The organism is Spirosoma soli, from assembly GCF_042684525.1.
Classification (GTDB): Bacteria; Bacteroidota; Bacteroidia; order Cytophagales; family Spirosomataceae; genus Spirosoma; species Spirosoma soli.
This window is the reverse complement of sequence record NZ_JBHULN010000010.1, coordinates 137,548-156,767: the sequence shown is the minus strand read 5'-3', so window position 1 is coordinate 156,767 and position 19,220 is coordinate 137,548. Positions and strand designations below refer to the sequence as shown.

Here is a 19,220-nt window from a genome sequence, read left to right as displayed (position 1 = left end):
GCGTTTTCAATAAACTTGTACGTTGGCTTAAAGATAAGATCGTGCCTATACAATAACGATAAAGACGTATTATTTCGTGAAATGCCGTATTGGATTAGGGCGATAAAGTGGGTACTTTATCTCGTTTCTTTCTGGCTGCAACAAGCAAAGGAACCGTAATGAAACTGAGGCTACTCAATAACAAGGCAAAACCGGTTTGAACGGCATGTAAAAATGTAGCAATTACTACGCCTTCAACCTCATTCATGCCGTAGAGCATAAGTACCCGACTTACCAAAAAATGATAGGTTCCTAAGCCTCCCTGTGTAGGTACAGCCAATCCTCCCAGTGAGCTAACGGTTAAGATAGTTAAAGCAGCAGTCGGTGGAAGCGATACGGTTTGAGACGATGCAAAAAACAAAATGTAGGTAGTCAGAAACGATAAAAGATAACTTCCCAACGTTAAAGCGACAAACAATACAGGGCGTTTAAGCTGGCGGATGCTGAGAAACCCCTCGCCGATGTTACGTCCAACAGTTGTAGCTCTCACAATCCACCGGTGTTGGCGGAAGGCTTCTTGTCTTAACAACCAGTACAGAAGACCTATAGCTCCACCGATTATTAACAGGGCGCATGCTAAAAGAAAAAGGCCATTACCATTAGGTGCGATTCGGCTTGCCAGGGGCTTAAGAAGGCTCGCAATGTATTGGCCAACGCGCTTGAATTCGAGCAGGAAGGTTAGAGCGACCAGCACGCCTAACATCAGCAGATCAATGACTCGTTCTGCAACAACGGAGCCGAGGCTTTTGGACAAGGGAATGCTGTCTGTACGTTGCAAGGTGCCGCATCGAGTCAGTTCACCGGCTCCCGGCACAATCATACTCGCCATTGACCCGGCTAATAGGGCAATAGTCGTACGAAAGAGTGAAGGCTGATAATGAAGCGCTTGTAGGGTTAGCTGCCAGCGTGCTGCCCGAGCTATGTAATACAGACCTATGATGCAACCGACAACAAACAGCCATAGGTAATTAGCCTGACGAAACTGTTTCCCAACATCATTAATCGACGTATCCTTTAACGCGTATAACAGAAGAGCTACTGCCAGTCCAACAGGAAGAACGCGTCTTAAAAGTCGCTTCATAAGTCAAGAAACCAAATTGATGCAAGATAAATAAAGCAGACGAGAGATTATGGTATAGAATTTGGAGCAAAGTTGCCGTAGCCTTAAATTTGATAACTAAGATTCAGCACTGGTTGCTTTGTTACTTAATGTATGAACGCTGCTCCGAGTATATTAGTCGTTGTGCCTTGCTTCAATGAAGAAGAAGCCATTGCGGGCGTGGTCTCGGACATCCATCGTGTACGTGGTCAATACGGTCTAAATCTCGATGTGTTGATTGTAAATGACTGTTCCACCGATGGTACGCTGTCGGTCATTAAAAGGTTAAACTGTTCTTATTTGGATTTGCCAGTTAATCTGGGAATTGGTGGTGCCATGCAAGCTGGGTATCGCTACGCATTTCGGAAAAAGTACGATATAGCTGTGCAAATGGATGGTGATGGGCAGCATCCCGCTGTTGAGTTGCCCAAAGTCATACACCCAATTGCCGAAGGTCAGGCGGATGTTGTGATTGGTTCACGCTTTTTGGAGCGAATGGGGTTTCAATCTTCATTTAGTCGACGCATTGGCATTAAGTACTTTCGTTGGTTAAACCAATTACTTATTGGCAAAACTATACATGATAGTACATCTGGCTTTCGTGCTTTTAATCATAAAACCATTGCAATCGTTAATCAATACTATCCTGATGAGTACCCTGAGCCAGAAGCTATTGTTCAATTCGGACTTAATAAGCTACGAATTCTGGAGGTGCCAGTAGTCATGCGTGAGCGGCAAGGAGGAACTTCATCTATTACGTTTATCCGGTCTTTGTACTACATGTTTAAAGTAACCATGGGTACGTTATTTGTCTATATCCGCCTGAATAAACAATGACACTATGGAATCCTTGCCAATAACTATTCAGCTCTTGAGCCTGGTCGGGGCATTAATTTTCATGGCGTTCATTGCCCGGCTTATTGTTAAAGGGCGATTACGGGAAGAGTATTCTTTTGTGTGGATTGCCTGTACTACTGTCCTAATTGTCTTTTCGGTATGGCGAAACGGTTTAACCGAGATATCGCTACTACTTGGTGTATATTATCCTCCCTCCCTTATTTTTTTGGTAGGTCTTTTTGCTGTTATCAGCTTTCTAGTTCACCTCTCGGTCGTTGTTTCTAAGATGCAAAAGTCTATCAAAGATTTAACTCATGAGGTGGCGTTTCTGAAAAAAGAGCTAGACGAAGCAAATCAAAAGAAGGAATACATAATGAGCCCGAATCCTGAACATCTGACTTCTTAGCAGTAGCGCATCATAGCAACACGTTAGGGAAAATTATTTACTGTCTCTCCACGATTCTCGTTCTTTTACAACTATTACCCTTCCCATGTCTAAAAAGAAAAAAGCTGGAGTTGTTAACCAATCGGCTCCTGCCCAAGTGGCTGCAGCACAACCCCGACCTTCTGCCACCAGTAAGATACCCGTATCTAAAACCAGTTCTCCGCCTGCTACGGTTGTTGCAGAAAGCGAACGAGGCTTTGAGTTGATTCGCTTTGATAGACGGGTAAAGTGGTTTGTTGGTATTTGTATAGGCTTATTTGTGATACTGACGGTACTGAAAATTAATTATTCCTCTGTTGCCATGTGGAACACAGTAATTCCAGATGGTTCAGATGCTCGGCGTGGTATCATAGCAGGAACGCCTAAATCAATACGGATGGATGAATGGGCAGTCTCTACTCCAGCCATTCTATCACAGTACTATAACGATTTTCCGTTGGAGAACCCGGCAATAGGTGGGCAAAAACCTGCCCTTGTTGGTTATCTCCCAGTACACCACTTCATAAGCGTATTTCGACCTGACTATTGGGGGTTCTTTCTATTAAGTTTAGAAATGGGCTTCGCTTGGTGGTGGCAGTTTAAGGTGATTGGCTCCGTAGTAGCTCTTACACTGTTATTTCTGTTACTTACTCAAAACAACTTTTGGTTATCGGTTTTCGGAGCTGTTTGGCTAGTTTTCTCCCCTGGTATCGCCTGGTGGTCTTATTATTTATTACCGACGCTATTTCCAGGGGTAATACTACTGATCGCATCAATTTATATATTTTATGCTCGCAGCTTACGTACTCTATTAATTGCCGGGCCTCTATTTGTCTGGTCGATGGTTAGTTTTGCATTAGCTTTATATCCTCCTTATCAAGTTCCGTTAGGGTATTTATTAATTGCTTTATTAATTGGCTTCTTGGCCAGAGAATTTCACAAAGAATGGCTGTTTGACAAGATTTGGATGAAGGCGGCTACCTTTGCTATCGCCTTTGGAGTGTTAGGTACTATATTATACTTATACTACTCAGATGCTAAATCAACCATCGACGCAATGTCCAGCACGGTTTATCCTGGAAAGCGTAGTGAGGTTGGAGGTACAGGATTCATTGCCAACTGGTTTTCTGAATACTATAGCTGGTTAGTAAGTAACACAAGCTTTCCTAAAGAGTGGCTAAATATCTGCGAGCTTTCTCACTTCATTACATTCGCTCCCATAATAATTCCATCACTGTTGCTAATTTTTGTTTATACAAAAAAGATTGATCCATTATTAGTCAGTATTTCCATATTTGTGCTTGTGTTATTGGCTTGGATTCAGATTGGCTTTCCTGATTGGCTAGCTAAGATTTCCTTATTGAACGTTAGTCCAACACGTCGTACGCAGATTCCATTCGGTGTTGGAAACGTATTTTTAACCGTTCTTTATGTAGATTACTTAAAGAGACGGTCTGTTAAAGTTAGTGGACTTGTTACAGCGTTAAGTATTGTGGCCGTAATCGCTTTTATGGTTTATGCAGCTGTAGTAAACTTGGATGACTCAAATGGATTTTTTAAAGTACATCAAATATTTCTTCCTACTTTACTCTTCATCGCTTTAGCTATACTATTATTACCCTTTGTTCAGATTCAATATAGGAATCTTGTTTTCTGTATTGGTGTCCTATTTTTTTTGCTACCAGGATTAAAGGCGAATCCTATAGCAGTCGGATTGTCTCCAATTACCGATAATGCGTTATACAAGACTGTTCGGGAGCTACACTTACAGGACCCTAAAGCTCGCTGGGTCGTGATGGGGAGTCAATACATCACCTATCTTGTGACCGCAACAGGAGTTAATCAGTTAAGTGGAGTTAAAAACCAACCAGATTTTAAAACTATGCGCGTACTTGATCCTACGGCAAAACGAGATTCTGCTTACAACAGGTACGCTCATACGGTTTATAACTCGTTCATTGATGGTAAGGACTCGGTATTCATACAAAATAACTTCGAGGATGCTTATACTGTGGGTGTAGACCCATGTTCACCTAAGTTGAAGAAGCTCAATGTCAAATACTTTATATTTGATCGACACCCTCAAGCGGTCGAGACTCGTTGCCTTCGTCAAGTGCGAACATTAGGTAGCCTTGAGATTTATCGGGTTAATGAATGATTGTTTCTTCATCTTGATCAATGGCATCAATAGATATGCTACACTACATAAAGCTATGAGGTGTTTTTATGTTGTGTAGTATTAAGGAAACCTTTATAATAAGTAAAGCAAGGTATGTCTATTTGCCAAGCATCTGTTAAGTCAATCCGAGTTAGCTAAAACTACTAGTTGAAATGATATTTTAAAGTACTTGCCTATTTACTTTTGGCCTTTACGAATGCTACATACGCAACTCATAATAGTTACTTACAATCATATTCATTACCTGCCATCTTTGTTTGATTCACTCCAGCAAATTCAACATGATAATTATCGTGTACTGGTTATTGATAATGGGTCAAGTGATGGAACTCAAGATTACTTATTAACGCAAACTAACTTTGCTGAGATAATCTTAAATCAAGAGAATACGGGATTTTGTGGGGCCAACAATCAGGGAATGGAGCGAGCCTTTAACAATGGGGCCGATGTATGCGTATTACTTAATCCCGATACTGTGGTAACGTCTTACTTCCTAAAATATTTAGAAGAGAGTTACCTAAGTCAGCGCAATTCTGGAGTAAAAATAGGCCTCCTTCAGCCAGTTATTTTGTTAAAGCAGCAGCCAAATCGTATAAATACAGATGGCAACGCAATTCATTATTTAGGCTTTGGCTGGTGTAAAAATAACCGGGTTCTTAAGCCAGACTATAAAAATGACTTCACAATTACTGGGGTAAGTGGCGCTTGTCTTTATGTTTCCAAACCTTATTATAAAGCTATTGGAGCATTTAATGAATCGTTTTTTGCGTATTCGGAAGATCAGGACTTAAGTTGGAGAGGCCTGCTGCAAAACTATAAACACGTTTGTAGCCATGAAGCTATAATTTACCATGATTATAGCTTTTCTAAAAGCAACACAAAGTGGTATCATGTAGAAAAAAATCGGTTAATATTACTATTTCAGAATTATAGTGTTCGAACACTGTTACTTCTTTCCTTGCCATTAATCAGCTTGGAATTGGCTATATTAGCATATGCTGTACTCAAAGGTTTTTTCTTAGAGAAGTGGAAAGGTTATCAGTTTATTTGGAAAAATTGGACCGTAATCAAAACAAACCGTAAACACATTGAAGTGACAAGGCTTGTAACTGATCGAGACCTGTGGCCGCAATTAGATAAAGCATTTAATTTCTCTGAAATTCAGCACCCGTTATTGACTTGGCTTATAAATCCTCTACTTCGGTTATATGCAGGGTTAATATATCGGGTATTATAATTATCGTTTTAGAAAAATGCACTCATAATTCATTGTAAACTCTCGTTTATTATCTAAAAAGTCAAGTAAGAAAAACAACAGTGCAGTTAAAAAATTTAGCGGATAAAATAAAGTTACTCCAATCAAAAAACCGATCTTTCCAAACCTGTTACGTAACAGCGTTGGGATGCTCCAGGCCAAGAAAAAACCTATAACTAAAAAGCGACCACCTTGCGGCTTAATTTCAACGACTTCAAATTGATAGTCTTCCGCATAGGCCCGTAAAGCAAATTTTGTAAAACGGTGATAATCGTAAGGTTGCTCATGCTCTTCCCAGCTTTGTGGCACTGTCAGGAACAGCATGCCGCCTGGTTTTAGGATGCGGGAGATTTCATTAATAACGGCTTCTGGCTTTCGGACGTGCTCAAGTACTTGCGTGCAAAGCGCAAAATCAAAACTTTGATTCTCAAAAGGAAGGTTATCTGCTGGGCAGATATAGTCGATACCAGCCGAATACTGGTGATGGTCTAAGGTACCGCACCAATCTGTACTGACATAAGCCGCCTTGTCAAAAAATGGTTTGTACTGACATTCGCCGGCTCCAATGTCCACAATTGACTTCCCGGTGGTTACCATTGCAGAAGTTCGCCGGATATAACGCCGGAGCGACCACACTGCATAATTCATAATTGGGTTAAAAAAGGCAATACGGATGGCAGGATTCATGATCGGACTAGTACTCGTTTGACTGTAGGAGCTATCTTATGATAGAACGAGTGAAAGTTGTTATAAATGAATTGTTCTGTAGCGAAAAAAGCACGGTGCGAAAGGCTAGCGTATGTCTTATAGACAAGTTCGTGCATAACATAAAATTCTGGCGAAAAAAGAGGGAAAGCTTGAAATGACTGCTCATAAACCTCTTTACGGATTGCCAGAAACGTGTTTTGCCGATACCACCACGATACCTCGTTAAACGGCATCAGATGCCATCGTAGGCCATCAGCAAAGACAAATCCCTGCGCTTCAAATTTCTGGGCCCAGTAAGAAGGCCATTGTTCGTTAATATGCTGGAACCCACCTTGGTTGGGAATGGCTGCACTAAATACAATGATATCCGCTAACTGAGTCAGCGTTTGGATTATATTGTTATCAGAACCCGGATTTAAGTGTTCTGCTACTTCTAAACAAGTTACTAAGTCGAACCGGTCTTTGCTAACATAAAGCTGATTTAAGTCATATTCTTGAAAGCATTTTTGAGGAATTAATAACCGATTTTTATCCTGATGGCCGCCGTCAACTCCCCAGATTGTATTAACGCCCTGCCTTTGCCATTCGGATAGCCAAGTCCCTCGCCCACAACCAATGTCGGCTACTGACTTAGGGTTAAATAACCGAATAAGCATTTTAATGACTGTTTCTGCTGACCTCCGAGCACTCTCTTCGATTTCGGAATGATATGTTTGATTATATGTCGACATGGGGATGTCTCGTAATAGGTTAAACTGTCTTTTTAAAAATTGGATGAAAACGCAAAACCAACTTCTCAGGTAAGTAAGTGATACCAATAAATTGAGCGAGTACAACTAAACGCTGCATCAGCGACGGACGGGTTGGGCCATACTGAGCAACCTCTTTCCGAATCTGAAAATACTCATTAACTTTCTTTTTAATACCTGTTTGGGTTGAACTATCCCCTGAAACTCGATATGAAAGTAATACTTCAGGTACATTAGCAAGCTTTTTCCCTTCTTTAATCAGCTTAAGTTGTGTATAATAGTCATTATACCAAGTGTATTTTGTCTCGTAGAAAGGTTTTTGTCTTACTATGTTTCTGAAAAAAAAAGTTGGATGAATAATTGAGTTCTTAAGGTATAAGTTGCTAACAATCTGAGTATGTTCAGTGTCCGGTTTCCAATCTAAGAACACAGACCCATTTCCATCTATATACTCTGCCCAGGCTCCACAAAGAAAAATATCGGGATGCGTATTCAAAAAATCTAATTGACGTTCTAACCGCTGAGGCTTCGAGATGTCATCTGCATCCATGATGGCTATAAATTGTCCTTTTGCATGCTGTATGCCTAACTCTTTAGCCAAATCCCCAGCCTTACCCATAGGTTTAGGATTAGTTAGTACATGTATTCGACCATCGGCGGTGGCAAACTGATCTAAAATAGTAGCTGTGTTATCAGTTGAACCATCATTAATGATTATTAACTCGAAATAAGAATACGTTTGATTAAGAATACTGTTCACAGCTTCAGTAATGTAGCGTTCGCCATTATACACGGGCATTATAACCGATACTAACGGAGTATTCTTCTGATCCATCGAGTCAGCCTTGGCAAATACTGTACCACAATATCCGCAACTTTTACTCAAAATCGCACCTTCTGCCGTAAATTTGAGTTTTCATAGAAACGAAAACGTGGGCCACCCCGGCATGAAACTGAATCTTCTCCCAACAGACTTGTTTGAAGACCGTCACCACGGTCAGACTGAAGCGGCTCAGGCCGACATGCTCCATACTATTGGAGTAAACACCGTTGATGAACTGATTAAGCAGACCGTGCCGGACGCCATTCGGCTCGACCATCCGCTCAATCTCCCGGCTCCAAGGTCAGAAATGGAGTTTCTAGCGGAGTTTAAAAAATTAGCCAGTCAGAATAAAGTATTTAAATCATACATCGGTGCGGGGTATTACGATACCTTCACCCCGAATGTTATTCTTCGTAACATTCTCGAAAATCCGGCCTGGTACACGGCTTATACCCCCTATCAAGCCGAAATTGCACAAGGACGTCTCGAAGCGTTATTGAACTTCCAGACAGTTGTGTCAGACCTGACCGGTATGGATCTGGCGAATGCGTCGCTGCTCGATGAGGCTACTGCCGCTGCTGAGGCTATGAGCATGCTGTATGCAACTCGTCCGGCCGCTAAAAAGGGCGCTAGTACGTTCTTTGTGTCGGAGCGGTGCCACCCCCAAACGATTGACGTTTTGTTGACCCGTGCCACCCCGATTGGGGTTGAGTTGCTAATAGGTGATCACCGGACAGTTGATCTGACCGATGGCAGTATATTTGGGATGATTCTTCAATACCCAGCTTCTGACGGCGAGGTATTCGATTATACAGACTTGATTGCCACGGCTCATGAGCTGAACATTACAGTTGCTGTGGCCGCTGACTTGTTGGCGTTAACATTGCTAACCTCTCCTGGTGAAATGGGAGCTGACGTAGTTGTTGGTTCGGCGCAGCGCTTTGGCGTACCCATGGGCTACGGTGGTCCGCACGCGGCTTTCTTTGCTACCCGTGACGCGTTTAAACGGCAGATTCCTGGTCGGATCATCGGGGTGTCGGTTGATTCAGAAGGAAAGCCAGCCCTGCGTATGGCGCTCCAGACCCGCGAACAGCACATCCGTCGTGAAAAAGCGACGTCTAATATTTGTACCGCACAGGTTTTGCTAGCCGTTATGGCTGGTAGCTACGCCGTTTATCACGGTCCCGAGCGGCTGCGGGCCATCAGTGAGCGGGTTCACGGTCTTACTAAAGTATTTGCTACGGCCCTGCGTCGGTGTGCCTTCGGGGTTAACACCGAAAATTACTTTGATACGGTTACTGTTAAGGTAGATGATGTTGAATCGTTAAAGAAATCGGCGCGGGCGGCCCAGGTTAACCTTCGTTACCTGCCCGATGGCGAACACGTGGGTGTTTCGTTCGATGAGACGAAAACGCTTCATGACGTAACGGAACTGTTGACCGTCTTTGGGGTAAAAACGGACATTGATACTATTCTTGACGAATTGGAGATTACCTGGCCAGAGCGGCTTGTACGTCAGTCTGAGTATCTGACGCACCCGGTTTTCAACACGCACCATACTGAACATGAGATGCTGCGCTACCTGAAATCATTGGAAGAGAAGGACCTTTCCCTGGTTCATTCTATGATTTCGCTCGGTAGCTGCACGATGAAACTGAACGCTACGGCCGAAATGATTCCAGTAACATGGCCAGAGTTCGGTAGAATTCATCCATTTGCCCCAAAAGACCAGACAGTGGGTTACCAGCAATTATTCAGCGATCTGAATGATTGGCTTTGTGAGATTACCGGCTTCGCAGCTATGTCGCTGCAACCTAACTCGGGAGCACAGGGTGAATACGCTGGTTTGATGGTTATCCGGGCCTATCACGAAAGCCGCAGTGAACTGCACCGTAACATCGCCCTGATTCCCCAGTCTGCACACGGTACTAATCCAGCTAGTGCCGTTATGGCCGGTATGAAAGTCGTTATTGTTAAGTGCGACGAACGCGGCAACATCGACGTGGCTGATCTGAAAGCGAAAGCTGAGCAATACAGCAACGACCTGTCGTGCCTGATGGTTACGTATCCCTCAACGCACGGCGTGTTTGAAGAAAGTATTAAAGAAATTTGTGCCATCATCCATCAGCACGGTGGTCAGGTGTACATGGACGGCGCGAACATGAATGCGCAGGTTGGTTTGACTAGCCCAGCTTCAATTGGTGCTGATGTTTGCCACCTGAATCTGCACAAAACGTTCTGCATTCCGCACGGTGGCGGAGGACCTGGCATGGGACCAATCGGTGTGGCTTCTCAACTGGTGCCTTTCTTGCCTGGCCACGTTGACCTTGGCAATAAAGGCGCGGTGTCGGCTGCCCCTTACGGTTCTGCTAGCATTCTGACTATTTCTTATGCTTACATTGCCATGATGGGTGGTGAGGGATTAACCAATGCCACTAAGCAGGCCATCCTGAATGCTAACTATATAAAGGCTCGTTTAGATGGTCATTACGATACGCTCTATACCGGAACTAATGGACGTTGTGCGCACGAGATGATTATTGATTGCCGTCCGTTCAAGCAAACTGTTGGCGTTGAGGTAGAAGATATTGCTAAGCGGTTGATGGATTACGGCTTCCACGCGCCAACGGTTTCCTTCCCGGTGGCCGGTACGATGATGATTGAACCAACTGAATCAGAGTCGAAAGCTGAGCTCGACCGTTTTTGCGACGCTATGATTGCCATTCGCAACGAAATTCGTGAGATCGAAAACGGCGAAGCTGACCGCGTGAACAACGTCTTAAAATTCGCTCCGCACACGGCAGCTATTGCCCTGGCCGACGATTGGAACCGGCCTTATAGCCGCGAGAAAGCCGTTTATCCGTTGCCCCAAGTCCGTGCCCGTAAGTTCTGGCCGAGCGTAAGCCGAATCGACTCTGCTTATGGCGACCGCAACCTGGTTTGCTCCTGCGTACCAACGGATGCCTACGCCACCGAAGTTGCCGAAGAAGCAGGTCTGGAGCAGCAGGTATAACGAGAATTAAATTTTAAGTAAAGCGGGTGGAAAACCGCACTTTGTCCAGGCTGACTGAACAGTTACAAAGTGCGGGTTCCCACCCGCTTTACATTGAAACAATCTTCAATAAAATCGGATTGTAATCGTTACTTGTAAGACCCGCCCAGAATCTTTTTATCTTGGCGGCTATGACGGTTTTTGCTCACTAATTTTTATGAAAATCAATACGTCCTCTGCGCTTTTGGTGGTGTTGAGCTTGGCCCTGGTAGTATCAGGTTGCAACTCGGCCATGCAGGCGTACAAAAAAGGTGTTCGGCATTTCGACGCTGGGGAATATAATCTAGCCCTAAATCAGTTCCAGAAAGCTGCTAAGGGAGATATTGATCCTGCACGCTTAAACTATTATCAAGCTGAATCATATCGCTTGTCGAACCGGTTTGGAGAAGCTGCCCCTTTTTACCAAAAGGCCATTGAAGCAAATACGAAAGAGGTAGACGCTCATTTCAATTACGCCTACGCGTTGAAATCACAGGGTAACTATCCCGCAGCGCTGGAGCAGTTACAGACCTACGTCGCAAATGCGCCTAAAACTACGCCTAAGCAAGTGCTTGACAAAGCTAAACGCGAAATCGAAACGCTTAAAGCTATTGACATCATTGCCAGAAACAAAGCGCTTATTAACCTGAAAAACATGGGCAACCTCAACTCGCCAGGAACTGAGTTTGCCCCTGTAATTCGTGGAGAGGAATTGATTTTCACAGCCTCGCGCAAAGATCAGGTATATAAGAACAACGGCCTGCCGATGTTGGGCTTGTATAAAACCAAACTCAATCAAACGCCCGACGAAACTGGAAATGCTGGAACGCCGGAGCCGTTCAGCACAAACGTTTTTCAGGGTGATGTAAACGAAGGTACCCCCGCTTTCTCGAAAGATGGCAAAACGATGGTGTTTGCCCGCGGCAACAATGGTAAGCGTAAAGGTGGACTGGACGTTGACTTGTACATCAGTCGTTTAGGTGAAGGCAATGCGTGGAGCCAGCCACAACGGTTACCCATTAGCGACTCAACCGCCTGGGATGGTTCGCCGGCCTTTTCGGGTGATGGCAAAACCTTATACTTCGCTTCAAACCGGGCGGGTGGCGCAGGCGGTATCGATCTGTACCGCACCAGCATTGACGCATCGGGTCGGTTTAGCCGTCCGGTGAACATGGGCCGCGACATCAATACACCCGGCGACGAAATGTTTCCCTATGTAGGGCCGAACGCTAAACTTTACTTTGCATCCGACGGGCATCCGGGGTTGGGTAAGCTGGACGTATTTGTAGCGACCCGCTCAGGTGGCGTAACACGGGTGGAGAACATGGGCCAGCCCATCAACTCACCCGCCGATGATTTCGGGTTGATTTATACTAAACCGACTGAAGGATACATGGCGTCTAATCGTTCCGGTGGTAAGGGCGACGACGATATCTACTTCTTTAACGAAGGTCCTGCCCCCGATACAACAACCATTGCTCAAAAAACGGATGCTCCTAAAACGGTACGTTACTTCCTGGCCGGTACTGTTTCGGCCAATGAGACGCCTGTTGCTCCGCTTGACTCAGCTCGAGTGCGCATTTTGGACGATGCCACGGGTCAGCCTATTGCCGAAGTCGTAACCGGTCAGCCAGGAACGTTTGGAAAATACCCGCTTCAAGAAGGTAAAGACTACACAATTCTGGCCGAGCGAAAAGGGTACTTAACTCGTCGGGAACAGTTTACCATGCAAGGAAAAAGCATTCCGCAAATGTTCCTGACGAAACCCCAGACGGATACAACCTTCAACGTAGCCATTCTGCTCGACAAAGCGACGCTTAATAAGACGTTCGTTCTGGAGAATATTTACTACGATCTGAACAAGTATAATATTCGTCCTGATGCCGCTGAGGAGCTCGATAAGTTGGTAACGATTCTCAAGGATAACCCAACGCTGAAAATTGAGCTTAGCTCCCATACCGATGCCCGTGACACTGATTCGTATAACCAGCGCTTGTCGCAAAACAGAGCCAAGTCGGCGGTGGAATATATTGTATCGAAAGGCATTGATGCCAGTCGATTGACGGCTAAAGGATATGGCGAAACGCAGTTAATCGTGAAAAACGCCAAAACTGAGGAAGAACACCAGCGTAACCGTCGGACTGAGTTTAAGATTCTGGAGTTGTAAATGATTAGAACATGGATTTAACAGATCAAACTGTTTTACGCCAATGATTATAACAAAATCGGTGTAGATCAGTATAATCCGTTAAATCCATGTTCTAATTACTATGCAAAACGACAAACTTCGGCAGTTCCTCGTTGTCTTCAGCATTGTCTCGCTGATCGTGATGAACTACCTGTCTAATACGGGAGTCTTTGGCGGGCAAACAAATGGTGATGTCTCGAATAAATACCACACCCTCATTACACCCGCTGGATACGCTTTCTCGATCTGGGGAATTATCTTCTTAGGTCTACTCGCTTTTGCCATTTATCAGGCGCTGCCTGCTTACCGGACGCACCCGAGGTTTAGAGCTGTAGGCTGGTGGGTTGTTTTGAACGCCTTTTGCAACGCGATTTGGAGCCCGCTCTTCAATAACGAGCGTATCGGATTGGCCTTGCTGGTCATTTTGGTGATGTTATTCACCGTAGTCATTATTGAGCAGCGGTTGTTAGCTCGGCCGCACGTGCCGGTGGTTGCCCCTGATCTGGATGCTACCCTGCCCGAATCGGCAGCAACGCCAACTCAAACCTGGCTGGCCCGAATCCCTTTTTCAATTTATTTCGGCTGGTTAACCGTTGCCACCATACTGAACGTAGCGGTTTACCTGAAAGCAACTGAATTTAGCTTATTGAATTTGAGCGAACAAACCTGGGCGTCGGCGGTGCTAATTGTTGGCTTGCTGGTAGGCACCTTTGTGTTTAACCGATACCGTAGTGTTGCCTACATACTAGTGTTTGCGTGGGCTTATATTGCCATCGCCGTGGAGCAGAAGGGATACTCGCAAGTACAGATTATGGCCGGAGCTTGTGCTATTGGAGCCGTACTGTTGGCTATTTCCGGTATCATTTCGCGGAAAACTCCGGCTTATTCGTAGCCTGTAACTTGGCCGGGCTGGCGGACCAGCCCGGCCAAGTTACAGGCTACATCAATTAATCTTCCAGCACGGTGATGCTGTTGATTTTGTCGCCTTGCCGAATTTGATCAATCACGTCCAAGCCTTCTACCACTTTGCCGAACACAGTGTGGTTCCGGTCGAGGTGTTGGGTGTTCTCCCGGTTGTGGCAAATGAAGAATTGAGAGCCACCCGTGTTACGACCCCGGTGTGCCATAGACAAAACGCCCCGGTCGTGGTATTGGTTGTCGCCAGTTAATTCGCAGTCGATGGTGTACCCCGGCCCGCCCGCACCCGTACCGGTCGGATCTCCTCCCTGAATCATGAAATTCGGGATAACCCGGTGAAACGTGATACCGTCGTAAAAGCCTTTCTTTGCGAGTGTAATAAAGTTATTGACCGCTTTAGGAGCATCTTTGTCGAAAAATTCGATGAGCATCGTGCCCTTGTCGGTGTTCATTTGTGCTTTTGGCATGACCAAACTGAGTTTTATTGTATCGGCAAAATTACAACCTTTTCCGAGCAATGTTTCAAGCGCCGTTAAGTCAAGCAATAAGCTTCCATAAGACTACTGCTGTATCTAGGCATCGAATTCTTTGGTGTTTTTCGCTGTTGACCACTTATCTCCCTAATTGCTAGACATCGCTGCCGTGGAAAATCAGTCGATTCCCTACTACGATAATTTACCCGACTTCCTAAAAGCGGTTAAATCCATTGATACGACCAATCGGTGCTTTGGCATTTTTCCGTTCGAGCAATTTGGTGGTCCGGGCGAAACGATTCCTCCTTTTCGCAGTAGCACCTACGTAGCTGCGCTAGTGACCGAAGGCAGTGGAACGATCCACCTGGATGGAGTGCCTTATCAAGTACAGCCAGGCACGCTGTACTTCTTACGTCCCTGGACAGTTCGCGCTTTGCACAAGCAGGACCAGTGGCACGGTTATGTGTTGATGTTTACGGCCGAATACGTAACAAAGCGGTCCGTATTGTCGGACCCCATGCGCGAGTATCCGTTTTATCGCAAAGGAGCGCAACCGTTAATTCATATTACGCCCGAGGAAACGGCTGAGTTACAAAATCAGTTTGAGCTTGTGGCTACCGAGTCTGCCCATCCGACACGTGCTAAAGCGGACCGTTTAGAACTTACTTACCACTTGTTGCAAGCTTTGTTAATTAAGAGTCGCCACATTTATCGACAGACGTTAACGGCCATTGAGTATTCGCAACCGGTATCACTAGTCGAGCGGTTTCAAAGCTTACTGCAAACGTATTATCTACCTACTGCCCACCAAGAGACTACCGTGCTTTTGACGGTTCATGAGGCCGCAGACCGGCTTCGTATTCATCCCCATTATCTGAGTGATATCTTAAAGAAGTACACTGGTAAAACGGCGCTCCAGCACATTCGCGAACGTACTGCTATGGAAGCGCAGAACCTGTTGCGTAATACTGAACTGACGGTGGCCGAAATAGGCTATCAGCTTCATTTTGAAGACCCTTCAAATTTTACCAAGTTTTTTAAAAGTATGACTGGTTTGACACCCCGCTCATATCGGGAACAACAATACGCGCTGGCGGCATAAATATTCTATTTGTCAAAAAGAACTGGTAATTTTTACATACTTGTTTCTTTAATCTGCATTTTTTACCAGTGAATCTCTAAAACCTACCTGTTATAGGGCCAAACGACCTATTAATTTTGACACGTTGACCAACAGTCTGTCAACGCCTAATTCTGTAGTTATTAACTACTTACCAGGCCTGTCATGTGGATCGTTCGCCTAGCGTTAGAGAAGAAGTATACCATCGCCGTGATGGCATTGTTGATTATGATTATGGGTGGCTTATCCGTCACTCAAATGCCGACCGATATCTTCCCGAGAATTAACATTCCGGTTGTCTCTGTATTATGGGGCTATACGGGCCTGTCGACGAATGAAATGGAGAAGATGATCACGAACTTCTCGGAAACGTCGATCATTAATAACGTTGGCGATATTCAGCGGCTCGAATCGCAAACGTACAACGGCACGGCTGTGCTGAAGATTTATTTCCAGCCAACGGTCAAGATTGAAGAGGCTATTGCGCAGGTGACGGCCATCTCGCAAACGATTCTGACCCGAATGCCACCTGGCACCCAACCGCCCCTGATTGTCCGCTATAACGCTACTGACGTACCAGTGTTACAATTAGGGTTATCGTCTGATAGTCTGACCGAGCCCCAAATTACAGACTATGCCCAGACCCGCGTACGTCCGCAGATTTCGACCGTTCCTGGCAGCCGACTTTCGCAGGCATTTGGGGGAAAAACTCGCCAGATTATGGTTGATCTGGAGCCCGAGCAATTGATTGCCTATAATGTTACGCCCGAAGAGGTGCTTAACGCTGTTTCGGCTCAGAACTTGACCCTGCCCAGTGGTTCGCTACGCTTAGCCGAACGGGAATACAATGTTCGCTTAAACTCAAAACCGGACGTGATCACTACGCTGAACGATGTGCCCATCAAGGTTGTCGCTGGCACGACCGTTCACATGCGCGACGTAGCCAACGTGCATGATGGCGCAGCTGTACAGGCTAATATTGTTAAGCAAGATGGTAGTAAAGGCGTTCTGATGAGCATCGTAAAGACTGGTAATGCCTCAACAACGCAGATTGTCGACAAGATCCGGAATCAGATTCTGCCAACGGTGCGAGCGGCTGCCCCGTCTAATCTCCGCATTCAGGAACTGTTCGATCAGTCGGTGTTCGTTCGGGCGTCGATAAAGGGCGTATTGGTCGAAGGACTTATTGCGGCCCTGCTGACAGCCGCCATGATCTTGTTATTTTTGGGAAGCTGGCGCAGTACGCTCATTGTTGCAATTTCGATACCCTTGTCCATCCTGTCATCGCTCATCATGCTGTATCTGCTGGGCGAGACATTGAACATTCAGACGTTAGGTGGTTTAGCGCTGGCTATTGGTATTCTGGTTGATGATGCCACGGTAACCATCGAAAATATTCACCGCAACGAAGGGTTAGGAATGCCGTTGCGGCAGGCCATTTTGGAAGGAGCGCAACAGATTGCCACCCCGACACTGGTGTCAACGCTGACCATTTGTATCGTGTTTACGTCGGTATTGTTCTTAGAAGGGCCAGCACGGTTCCTGTTCGGGCCTTTAGCCGAAGCGGTGGTCTTTGCCATGCTGGCATCTTATATTTTATCGCGGACGCTCGTGCCGACACTAGCCGATTTAATGTTACGTAGCGAAGGGCACGGGGCACAGGGCGAAGGGAATGATAGTAGTGCAGGCCAACCCCACACCCCAACCCTTTCGCCTTTCGCCAGAATTTACAACCGCTTCAACGCTGGTTTCGACCGTTTTCAGGCGAGTTACATCCGAGCGTTGGGATGGGTACTTGACAATCGACGAATCGTACTGGCAGTGTTTGTGGGCGTTGTTGCTTTTACGGCCGTATTGGTACCATTCGTCGGTCGCGATTTCTTTCCGCGCGTTGATGCTGGGCAAATCAAACTCCACCTTAGGGCACCCGCTGGTACTCGACTCGAAGCAACGGAACAGGTAGCCGCCAAAACAGCTGAAATCGTTCGGGAGGTTATTCCAGAAGAGGAGGTAGGATCAATTATCAGCAACATTGGCCTGACGTCTGAGCGGTACAATTTCATTTTTACGGATAACTCATCGGTGGGTGCTTCGGACGCTGAGCTTTTGATCTCGCTCAACGAAGAGCGTTCACACGCTACTGACGACTATGTACGCGAACTACGAGCACGGCTACGCGAAGAAATGCCCGATGTTACGTACTTCTTTCTACCCGCCGATATTGTTAGTCAGATTCTGAACTTTGGCTTAACCTCGGCCATCGACGTGCAGATTCAGGGCTTCGACCGGGCGAATAATCTGAAAGTGGCCCGTGAACTTCGCGATAAGATTGCCCAGATACCTGGTACCGTAGACGTTCACCTCCATCAGGTTCTGGATGCTCCAGAATTGTTTCTGGACATTGATCGTGAGCGCGCCGGCCAGTTTAGTTTGACTGAGCAGCGTGTGGCCACCAACATGAACATTTCGCTCAGCGGAACCGGCCAGACTCGCCCTAATTTCTGGCCTGATCCGGCAACCGGATTTCCTTACCTGATTGCCGTGCAGACTCCCCCTTACAAACTCGATTCATACGAAAAACTGCTTCGCACACCTATCGTGCCAGGGCAGGGGGGCTCTCAAAGTACTCCTCAGCTATTAAGCAACGTAACAACAGTGAAGCGTACCACGGCCCCTGTCATCATCAACCGGGTAAATACGCAACCAACCTACGATGTGTATGCGTCTGTCGAAAAAACGGATCTGGGTTCAGTAGCTAAGGCGCTCCAAGAACTGGCGGCCGAGTACAAAACCCAGCTTAAACCTGGTAACGTTGTCACAATTCGGGGGCAGGTTGAAAGCATGGAAAGTGCGTTCAGTCGGTTAGGTTTAGGGATTGTCTTTGCGGCACTATTGGTTTATTTATTAATGGTGGTCAATTTTCAGTCGTTTCGCTACCCATTCATTATTATCACGGCCCTTCCAGGTGCGTTGTGCGGTATGGTCTGGATGCTGTTTTTAACCGGTACAACTTTTAGCATCCCCTCATTAATGGGGGCTATCATGAGCGTCGGCGTGGCGACGGCGAACAGCATTCTGTTGGTTAGCTTTGCCAAAGATCATTTGCCCGAAGTAAGTGGCGATGCTTACAAAGCGGCTTTGGAAGCCGGACGGACACGTCTGCGCCCGATTCTGATGACGGCCATCGCCATGATCATTGGTATGCTGCCAATGTCGCTCGGATTGGGTGAAGGCGGGGAGCAAAATGCACCACTTGGGCGAGCCGTCATCGGCGGTTTGCTGCTGGCAACATTCACCACATTGTTGTTTGTACCAGTTGTATTTAGCTATCTGGCCAGGGAGACAAAAGGTGCGATTAATTCAACAGAGGCATAACC

14 protein-coding genes are annotated in these 19,220 nt (G+C 45.9%); 9 read left to right on the top strand and 5 right to left on the bottom strand.

What is annotated here, in order from left to right:
* Positions 1-94 precede the first annotated feature (94 nt).
* On the bottom strand, positions 95-1,120 hold the full coding sequence (locus ACFSUS_RS17255) for a lysylphosphatidylglycerol synthase transmembrane domain-containing protein (protein ID WP_381524716.1): 1,026 nt from the start codon (positions 1,118-1,120) through the stop codon (positions 95-97).
* 132 nt (positions 1,121-1,252) lie between these two features.
* Here ACFSUS_RS17255 and ACFSUS_RS17250 point away from each other — a divergent pair, with 132 nt between their 5' ends.
* The 4 genes from ACFSUS_RS17250 (at position 1,253) to ACFSUS_RS17235 (ending at position 5,815) form a co-directional block, all read left to right on the top strand.
* Complete coding sequence (locus ACFSUS_RS17250; RefSeq protein WP_381524714.1) at positions 1,253-1,975, top strand: glycosyltransferase family 2 protein; 723 nt, start codon at positions 1,253-1,255, stop codon at positions 1,973-1,975.
* Between the two features lie 4 nt (positions 1,976-1,979).
* On the top strand, positions 1,980-2,381 hold the full coding sequence (locus ACFSUS_RS17245; protein ID WP_381524713.1) for a DUF2304 domain-containing protein: 402 nt from the start codon (positions 1,980-1,982) through the stop codon (positions 2,379-2,381).
* 85 nt (positions 2,382-2,466) lie between these two features.
* Positions 2,467-4,557: a DUF7657 domain-containing protein gene (locus ACFSUS_RS17240; protein WP_381524711.1), complete on the top strand. Its 2,091-nt coding sequence runs from the start codon at positions 2,467-2,469 to the stop codon at positions 4,555-4,557.
* 217 nt (positions 4,558-4,774) lie between these two features.
* Positions 4,775-5,815: a glycosyltransferase family 2 protein gene (locus tag ACFSUS_RS17235; protein ID WP_381524710.1), complete on the top strand. Its 1,041-nt coding sequence runs from the start codon at positions 4,775-4,777 to the stop codon at positions 5,813-5,815.
* Here the strand turns inward: ACFSUS_RS17235 and ACFSUS_RS17230 are convergent, their stop codons facing one another.
* The 3 genes from ACFSUS_RS17230 to ACFSUS_RS17220 are packed head-to-tail and all read right to left on the bottom strand — an operon-like array spanning position 5,816 to position 8,125.
* On the bottom strand, positions 5,816-6,520 hold the full coding sequence (locus tag ACFSUS_RS17230; RefSeq protein ID WP_381524708.1) for a class I SAM-dependent methyltransferase: 705 nt from the start codon (positions 6,518-6,520) through the stop codon (positions 5,816-5,818).
* Positions 6,517-7,272 carry a methyltransferase domain-containing protein gene (locus ACFSUS_RS17225; RefSeq protein WP_381524706.1) on the bottom strand — a complete coding sequence of 252 codons (756 nt, stop codon included), beginning with the start codon at positions 7,270-7,272 and terminating at the stop codon, positions 6,517-6,519. The genes ACFSUS_RS17230 and ACFSUS_RS17225 overlap by 4 nt, the downstream gene beginning before the upstream one ends.
* Before the next feature lie 19 nt (positions 7,273-7,291).
* On the bottom strand, positions 7,292-8,125 hold the full coding sequence (locus ACFSUS_RS17220; RefSeq protein WP_381524704.1) for a glycosyltransferase family 2 protein: 834 nt from the start codon (positions 8,123-8,125) through the stop codon (positions 7,292-7,294).
* Positions 8,126-8,237: 112 nt separating this feature from the next.
* Between ACFSUS_RS17220 and gcvP the strand changes: the two genes are divergently transcribed.
* The 3 genes from gcvP to ACFSUS_RS17205 all read left to right on the top strand — a co-directional run bounded on the left by gcvP (position 8,238) and on the right by ACFSUS_RS17205 (position 14,224).
* Positions 8,238-11,126: an aminomethyl-transferring glycine dehydrogenase gene (gene gcvP, locus ACFSUS_RS17215; RefSeq protein ID WP_381524702.1), complete on the top strand. Its 2,889-nt coding sequence runs from the start codon at positions 8,238-8,240 to the stop codon at positions 11,124-11,126.
* A gap of 196 nt (positions 11,127-11,322) precedes the next feature.
* On the top strand, positions 11,323-13,311 hold the full coding sequence (locus ACFSUS_RS17210) for an OmpA family protein (protein WP_381524700.1): 1,989 nt from the start codon (positions 11,323-11,325) through the stop codon (positions 13,309-13,311).
* Between the two features lie 103 nt (positions 13,312-13,414).
* On the top strand, positions 13,415-14,224 hold the full coding sequence (locus tag ACFSUS_RS17205) for a TspO/MBR family protein (RefSeq protein ID WP_381524697.1): 810 nt from the start codon (positions 13,415-13,417) through the stop codon (positions 14,222-14,224).
* A 55-nt stretch (positions 14,225-14,279) separates the two neighbouring features.
* On the opposite strand, the gene ACFSUS_RS17200 is transcribed toward ACFSUS_RS17205, so the two are convergent.
* Positions 14,280-14,717 carry a peptidylprolyl isomerase gene (locus ACFSUS_RS17200; RefSeq protein ID WP_381524695.1) on the bottom strand — a complete coding sequence of 146 codons (438 nt, stop codon included), beginning with the start codon at positions 14,715-14,717 and terminating at the stop codon, positions 14,280-14,282.
* A 157-nt stretch (positions 14,718-14,874) separates the two neighbouring features.
* On the opposite strand from ACFSUS_RS17200, the gene ACFSUS_RS17195 reads away from it, so the two are divergent.
* A complete protein-coding gene (locus ACFSUS_RS17195) occupies positions 14,875-15,825 on the top strand; it encodes a helix-turn-helix domain-containing protein (RefSeq protein WP_381524693.1) in 951 nt (316 codons plus the stop codon).
* Positions 15,826-16,008: 183 nt separating this feature from the next.
* The gene (locus ACFSUS_RS17190; protein ID WP_381524690.1) at positions 16,009-19,218 is read left to right on the top strand and encodes an efflux RND transporter permease subunit; all 3,210 of its coding nucleotides are present in this window, start codon (positions 16,009-16,011) and stop codon (positions 19,216-19,218) included.
* Positions 19,219-19,220: the final 2 nt, after the last annotated feature.

Coding starts and splice junctions, on each gene's coding strand:
- gcvP (WP_381524702.1), top strand. CDS start 8,238: ATGAAACTGAATCTTCTCCCAACAGACTTGTTTGAAGACCGTCACCAC.
- ACFSUS_RS17235 (WP_381524710.1), top strand. CDS start 4,775: ATGCTACATACGCAACTCATAATAGTTACTTACAATCATATTCATTAC.
- ACFSUS_RS17210 (WP_381524700.1), top strand. CDS start 11,323: ATGAAAATCAATACGTCCTCTGCGCTTTTGGTGGTGTTGAGCTTGGCC.
- ACFSUS_RS17230 (WP_381524708.1), bottom strand. CDS start 6,520: ATGAATCCTGCCATCCGTATTGCCTTTTTTAACCCAATTATGAATTAT.
- ACFSUS_RS17255 (WP_381524716.1), bottom strand. CDS start 1,120: ATGAAGCGACTTTTAAGACGCGTTCTTCCTGTTGGACTGGCAGTAGCT.
- ACFSUS_RS17205 (WP_381524697.1), top strand. CDS start 13,415: ATGCAAAACGACAAACTTCGGCAGTTCCTCGTTGTCTTCAGCATTGTC.
- ACFSUS_RS17240 (WP_381524711.1), top strand. CDS start 2,467: ATGTCTAAAAAGAAAAAAGCTGGAGTTGTTAACCAATCGGCTCCTGCC.
- ACFSUS_RS17250 (WP_381524714.1), top strand. CDS start 1,253: ATGAACGCTGCTCCGAGTATATTAGTCGTTGTGCCTTGCTTCAATGAA.
- ACFSUS_RS17225 (WP_381524706.1), bottom strand. CDS start 7,272: ATGTCGACATATAATCAAACATATCATTCCGAAATCGAAGAGAGTGCT.
- ACFSUS_RS17190 (WP_381524690.1), top strand. CDS start 16,009: ATGTGGATCGTTCGCCTAGCGTTAGAGAAGAAGTATACCATCGCCGTG.
- ACFSUS_RS17220 (WP_381524704.1), bottom strand. CDS start 8,125: ATGGATCAGAAGAATACTCCGTTAGTATCGGTTATAATGCCCGTGTAT.
- ACFSUS_RS17245 (WP_381524713.1), top strand. CDS start 1,980: ATGGAATCCTTGCCAATAACTATTCAGCTCTTGAGCCTGGTCGGGGCA.
- ACFSUS_RS17200 (WP_381524695.1), bottom strand. CDS start 14,717: ATGCCAAAAGCACAAATGAACACCGACAAGGGCACGATGCTCATCGAA.